At 71.2% G+C, this 6,241-nt stretch carries 5 protein-coding genes; 4 read left to right on the top strand and 1 reads right to left on the bottom strand.

All coding sequences use genetic code 11. The features are described 5' to 3' along the window. The coding region (locus tag ACE3Q3_RS22365; protein ID WP_374449734.1) for a calcium-binding protein at positions 1-1,229 on the top strand (1,229 nt) is incomplete at its 5' end. An 11-nt stretch (positions 1,230-1,240) separates the two neighbouring features. Here ACE3Q3_RS22365 and folE read toward each other — a convergent pair. Next, positions 1,241-1,867: a GTP cyclohydrolase I FolE gene (gene folE / locus ACE3Q3_RS22360; RefSeq protein WP_374449732.1), complete on the bottom strand. Its 627-nt coding sequence runs from the start codon at positions 1,865-1,867 to the stop codon at positions 1,241-1,243. A 120-nt stretch (positions 1,868-1,987) separates the two neighbouring features. Between folE and ACE3Q3_RS22355 the strand changes: the two genes are divergently transcribed. The 3 genes from ACE3Q3_RS22355 to ACE3Q3_RS22345 form a co-directional block, all read left to right on the top strand. Further along, positions 1,988-3,841: an ABC-F family ATP-binding cassette domain-containing protein gene (locus ACE3Q3_RS22355; RefSeq protein WP_374449730.1), complete on the top strand. Its 1,854-nt coding sequence runs from the start codon at positions 1,988-1,990 to the stop codon at positions 3,839-3,841. 51 nt (positions 3,842-3,892) lie between these two features. Continuing rightward, positions 3,893-4,282, top strand: a complete 390-nt coding sequence (locus ACE3Q3_RS22350) for a RidA family protein (RefSeq protein ID WP_374449728.1) — start codon at positions 3,893-3,895, stop codon at positions 4,280-4,282. A gap of 67 nt (positions 4,283-4,349) precedes the next feature. Beyond that, positions 4,350-6,241 (top strand): primary-amine oxidase (locus ACE3Q3_RS22345; RefSeq protein ID WP_374449726.1); only part of this gene is annotated, 1,892 nt, incomplete at its 3' end.

Raw genomic sequence — 6,241 nt, 5'->3', positions numbered from 1 at the left:
CCTGGTTTCTCTTCGTCGGCCGCGGGACGGGCGAAGTGCTGGCGCATTTCGCGCGCATCGACGGGACCTTCGTCGTCCATCACGCCGCCGCCGACGTCGTCTTCGAATCGCGCGATATCCGCGACCTCGTGGACCGGGTCCTGGTCTTTCCCGATCGTACCGTCGGCCGGGCCTCCGGCGATGCGCTCTATTCCCATCTGGTGGTCACCGCGGCCGCGCTCGGGCTGTCCCTGGAGGCGCTGAGCGAGTTCCTCGACCGACAGGAGATCGCTTCGGCGCCGGCCGACGACGCGCCGGAACCGCCGGTCGCGCCCGACTCCGTCGCATCCTGGACGCTGCCGGACGAGCCGGACGGCACGGCCGGCGACGAGACGGTGGCCGGCGACGGCACGGAGGACGATGCCGCCGACGCCGGGCCCGAGCCGCAGGTCGAAGCGGTGGAGGTCGACGCGGACGCAGGTGCGTCCGTCGATACGCCGGTCGCGAGCGAGCCGGTCGTCGCCGGTCCGCAGGAATTCGATGTTCCGCCGCTCCAGACGACCGAAGAGGCCGACTTCGTTCCGGTCCGGGGGAGCTTCGACGGCGTGGTCCTGGAGGGCGGCGGCGCCGACGATACGCTGGTCGGTACCGGCGGCGCCGACTTCCTGGCCGGCGGCGACGGCCGCGACCTGATCCTGGCCGGGGCCGGCGACGACGTCGTCCTCGGCGGGCGGGGCGACGACACCGTACTCGGCGGCGATGGCAACGACCTCCTCGCCGGCGGCGACGGCGACGACCATCTGCATGGCGGGCAGGGCAACGACCTGCTGCTCGGCGGCCAGGGCAACGACCTGCTCTATGGCGGCAAGGGCGACGACACGCTGCAGGGCTTCTCCGGCAACGACACCCTGTCCGGGGACAGCGGCGACGACCTGCTGCTCGCGTCGGACGGCGACGCCGTGCTGATCGGCGGCAGCGGCACCAACATCTTCCACTTCGCCCCGGGCGAGGCGGTCGCCTATGCCGGCGAGGATCGCGACATCTTCGTCTACGAGGAGGGCGAGCGCTCCGATGTCGTGATCCGCGACTTCGATCCGGACAAGGACGAGCTCTACTACCTCGATCCGAACGGCCGCCGCGAGATCATTGATCTGCTGCAGCAGGCGGTCGACGGCGAGGTCGTCATCAACGCCTCGCTCGGCGGCCGCCTCACCATCCTGTTCGACGACGGCGACGCGGCCCTGACCTGACGCGCCGGCCTTCAGGCCGGCGCTGCAACCATCGCCAGGAACTCGCGGCGCGTCGCGAGATCGGTGCGGAACCGGCCGATCATCCGGCTGGTGACCATGGTCACGCCCGGCTTGTGGACGCCGCGGGTCGTCATGCACTGGTGCTGCGCCTCGATGACGACGGCGACGCCGTCCGGCTGCAGCACTTCGTCGATCGCCTGCGCGATCTGCGCCGTCAGCTTTTCCTGGATCTGCAGCCGGCGGGCGAAGGCGTCGACCACCCGCGCCAGCTTGCTGATGCCCACCACCCGGTGCCGCGGCAGGTAGGCGACGTGGGCGCGGCCGATGATCGGCACGAGATGGTGCTCGCAGTGGGATTCGAAGCGGATGTCCTTCAGGAGGACCATCTCGTCGTAGCCGTCGGTTTCTTCGAAGGTGCGCGCGAGCAGCGCCACCGGATCGGCGTCGTAGCCGCGGAAGAACTCCTCGTAGGCGCGCGCGACCCGCGCCGGCGTGTCGGCCAGCCCCTCGCGCTCGACGTCGTCTCCGGCCCAGGCGATCAGGGTCCGCACGGCCGCTTCGGCTTCCTCGCGGGTCGGGCGCAGCACCGGGGGCGCGTCCGCGAGCAGGCCGGGCGGTAGGCGGTTCAGCGTCTCCATCGCGCATCCTTCCAAAGCAGGCCTTATGTTCGTCATCCATAGCGGATCGGATCACCGGGAGCGATTGGATCGGGCGCCGGCCGCGTGATATGCAGCGCCGCCATGATCGAAATCCGCTCCATGACCTACCGCATCGCGGGGCGGGTCCTCTTCGACGGTGCCGACGCCACCATCCCCGACGACAGCCGGGTCGGCATCGTCGGGCCGAACGGCACCGGCAAGTCGACGCTCTTCGACCTGCTGCTCGGGCGTCTCCAGCCCGACGGCGGCTCGATCGCGATCCGGGCCGGCGCGCGCATCGGCTTCGTCGCCCAGGAGGCGCCCGAGGGCGAGACCACGCCGCTGGACGCCGTGCTCGCCGCCGATGCCGAGCGCGCCCGCCTGCTGGCGGCGCTGGAGACCGCGCCGCCGGAGGAGATGGCCGACATCCACGCCCATCTCTCGGCGATCGGGGCGCAGTCGGCCCCGGCGCGGGCCGCCGCGATCCTGCACGGGCTCGGCTTCGACGCCGAGGCGCAGGCGCGGCCGCTCGCCAGCTTTTCCGGCGGCTGGCGGATGCGCGTCGCGCTTGCGGCCGCGCTCTTCGCCGAGCCCGACCTGCTGCTCCTCGACGAGCCGACCAACCATCTCGACCTCGAGGCGACCATGTGGCTGGAAGGCCACCTGGCGCGCTATCCGCACACGCTGCTGGTCATCAGCCACGACCGGACGCTGCTCAACTCGGCGGTCAACCAGATCCTCCACCTGTCGCAGCGTCGCCTGACGCTCTATGGCGGCAACTACGACACGTTCGAACGGCTGCGGGCCGAGCGGCGCGCGCACGAGGCGGCCTTCGCCCGCACGATCGAGGCGCAGCGCAAGCACATGCAGGCCTTTGTCGACCGCTTCCGCTACAAGGCGTCGAAGGCAAGGCAGGCGCAGAGCCGGCTCAAGGCAATCGCCAAGCTGCCGCCCCCGGCCGCCGTCGCCGAGGACCCGCACGTGGTCTTCCAGTTCCCGGACCCGATCGAACTGGCGCCGCCGATCATCACCTGCGACCAGGCGTCGGTCGGCTATGACGGCCGGGCGGTCCTGAAGCGGCTCGACCTCCGGGTCGATCCGGACGACCGCATCGGCCTGCTCGGGGCCAACGGAAACGGCAAGTCGACACTGGCCAAGCTCTTCGCCGGCACCCTGACGCCGATGTCCGGTCGCGTCACGCGCTCGCCGAAGCTGACGGTCGGGTTCTTCGCCCAGCATCAGCTCGACGCACTCGACGCGGAGTCGACCGCCGCCGAGCAGATGGCGCGCGCCATGCCGGACCTGCGGGAGCCCGCGATCCGCGCCTATCTCGGCCGCTTCGGGCTCTCGCAGCAGAAGGCGGACGTGAAGGCGAAGGACCTGTCCGGCGGCGAGAAGGCGCGGCTTGCGCTGGCCCAGGTCTGCCGGGTGGCGCCGTCGCTGCTGATCCTCGACGAGCCGACCAACCATCTCGACATCGACGCGCGCGCCGCCCTCGTCGCCGCGCTCAACGACTACAAGGGCGCCGTCGTCATGGTCAGCCACGACTGGTCGCTGCTGGAAGCGACGGTCGACCGGCTCCTGCTGGTGGCGGACGGGACGGTGAAGCCGTTCGAGGGCGACCTCGACGACTACCGCCGGCTGCTGCTCAACCGCGACCGGCCGCCGCCGCAGGCCGACGCTCCGAACGACAGCGAGCGCCGCGCGCAGCGGCGCGAGGCAGCCGGCCGCCGCCAGGCGGCGGCGCCCCTGCGCAAGAAGGTGCAAGCGGCGGCCGCCCTCGTCGACAAGCTGGAGCAGGAGCGCGCCCGCATCGAGCAGCGCCTCGCCGACCCTGCCACCTACACCCGGGAGCCGGGCGCCGTGCCGGACCTCCTCAAGGCAAAGGCCGAGCTCGACCGCCGCGTCGCGGCGGCCGAGGGCGAGTGGGTGGCGGCCGAGGAAGAACTGGCGGCGGCGATGGCGGAGGCCTGACCGCCGAGGCTAGGATCGTGGCCGTCCAGCGGTTTCCAGGGGGCAGCAACCATGATCCGGCACCACATCATCCCGGGCCTCGCCCGGCCGATCTCGCCGTCGAGCCACGCCGTCATCGTCGATGGCTGGGTCTTCCTCACCGGCCAGCTCGGTCGCGACCTCGACGAGCCGGACGGGCCGCTCTTCGACGGCATCGCCGCCCAGACCGAGCAGGCGCTGCGCAACATGGACCGGGTGCTGCGCGGCCTTGGTGGGTCGCTCGCCAGCCTCGTCTCGGCCCGCGTCTTCCTGACCGAGTTCGACCGCGACTACGCGGCGATGAACGCCGCCTATGCGACCTTCTTCCCGGTCGATGCCCGCCCGGCGCGGACCTGCATCGGCGTCACCGGCCTGGTGAAGCGGGCGCTGGTCGAGATCGACGGCATCGCGCGCCTCGGCTGACGGCGGGGGTGCGCGTGGCATGGCGCCTGCTATCCTCTGCCGGCGCGGTCTGGCGAAGGAGGGGAGCATGGCACCGGCCGAGGATGGAACGCTCGTCACCCGGACGGGCCCGGGGGCCCTGCATCCGCTCGACCCGCTGACGGCCGACGAAATCGCCCGGGCGGCGCGGCTCCTCCATGCGCACTTCGCCCTGGGCGACGCGCTGCAGGTCGAGACGATCGACCTGGCGGAGCCGGACAAGGCGATGGTCCGCCAACATGTGGCGGGCGCGGCGGTGCCCCGCGCCGCCCGCTTCACCGTCTATCGCCGCGGCGCGGCCGGGGTCTGGACCGGCACCGTCGATCTCGACGCCGGCCAGGTGACCGGCACGGAGTACCTCGCGGACGCCCGGCCGATGTTCTCGCCCGAGGAGTTCATGCGGATCGAGGCGGCGGCGAAGGCCGATCCGCGCTTCCAGGAGGCGATCCGCCGGCGCGGCATCGACCGCATGGACCTCGTCTGCGTCGATCCCTGGACGGCCGGCAACTTTCCGGGCGAGGGCGAAGCCGGCCGGCGCGTCGCCTACACCTTCGTCTGGCGGCGCGCTTTCGAGTTCGACAACTACTACGCCCACCCGGTCGAGGGACTGAACGTCGCGGTCGACGTCGACACGTTCGAGGTCATCCGAGTCGACGACCACGCCGCGGCGGCCGGCCGGTTCGTGCCGGTGCCGATGACGCCGATCAACTACGACGCCGACCTGATCGAGAGCCGGCGCCCGCCGCTGAAGCCGCTCGACATCGTCCAGTCCGAGGGGCCGAGCTTCACGGTCGAGGGCAACCGCATCGTCTGGGACAACTGGGACCTCCGCGTCGGCTTCACCGGCCGCGAGGGGCTGGTGCTGCACCAGATCGGCTACACCGTCGGCGGCGAGCGCCGGCCGGTCCTCTACCGCGCCTCGATCGCCGAGATGGTCGTGCCCTACGGCACGCCCGAGGGCGTCCACTACCGCAAGAACGTCTTCGATTCCGGCGAGTACGGGTTCGGCAAGCTGGCCCAGTCGCTGAAGCTCGGCTGCGACTGCCTCGGCCACATCCACTATCTCGACGTCGTCCTCCACGACATCCTCGGCAATCCGCGGGTCATCCCGAGCGCCATCTGCATCCATGAGGAGGATGCCGGGCTCGCCTGGAAGCATTTCGACTTCCGCACCGAGCGGACCGAGACGCGGCGGCTGCGCCGGCTCGTCGTGTCGTCGATCACCACCGTCGGGAACTACGAGTACTGCTGCTACTGGTACCTCTACCAGGAAGGCACGATCGAGTTCGAGATGAAGGCGACCGGCATCATCAACACCGCCGCCTGCGTTCCCGGCACGCTGCAGGAGTACGGCACCGAGGTCGCGCCCGGCGTCGTCGGCCACATCCACCAGCACATCTTCTGCGCCCGCCTCGACATGGAGGTCGACGGACCGGAGAACACGGTCGTCGAATGCGACACGGTGGCGCCGCCGATGGGACCGGGCAACCCGATGGGCAACGCCTTCAAGGTCGTCGAGCGGCCGCTCGCGACCGAGCTGGAGGCACGCCGACGCGTCGATTTCGAGCGCATGCGCTACTGGAAGATCGTCAACCGCGGGCGCCGCAACCATGTCGGTGGGCCGACCGGCTACAAGCTGGAGACGCCGTCGGCGGTGCAGCCCTTCCTCGATCCCGCCGGACCGTCCGGCCGGCGCGCCGGGTTCATCTACAACCACCTCTGGGTGACGCCGTACCGGGCCGACGAACGCTTCCCCGCCGGGGACTTCATGAACCACTCGACGGGCGCCGAAGGACTGCCGGCCTGGACCGCCCGGGACCGGCCGGTCGCCGACACCGACATCGTCGTCTGGCACTCCTTCGGGCTGCACCACCTGCCGCGCCTGGAGGACCATCCGGTGCAGCCGCGGGTCACCTGCGGGTTCAAGCTGATGCCGGTCGG

Source organism: Allostella sp. (assembly GCF_041913585.1).
Lineage (GTDB): Bacteria > Pseudomonadota > Alphaproteobacteria > ATCC43930 > Allostellaceae > Allostella.
The sequence above is the reverse complement of the archived record's forward strand: the minus strand, read 5'-3'. Positions and strand labels throughout refer to the sequence as shown.

Coding starts and splice junctions, on each gene's coding strand:
- folE (WP_374449732.1), bottom strand. CDS start 1,867: ATGGAGACGCTGAACCGCCTACCGCCCGGCCTGCTCGCGGACGCGCCC.
- ACE3Q3_RS22355 (WP_374449730.1), top strand. CDS start 1,988: ATGACCTACCGCATCGCGGGGCGGGTCCTCTTCGACGGTGCCGACGCC.
- ACE3Q3_RS22350 (WP_374449728.1), top strand. CDS start 3,893: ATGATCCGGCACCACATCATCCCGGGCCTCGCCCGGCCGATCTCGCCG.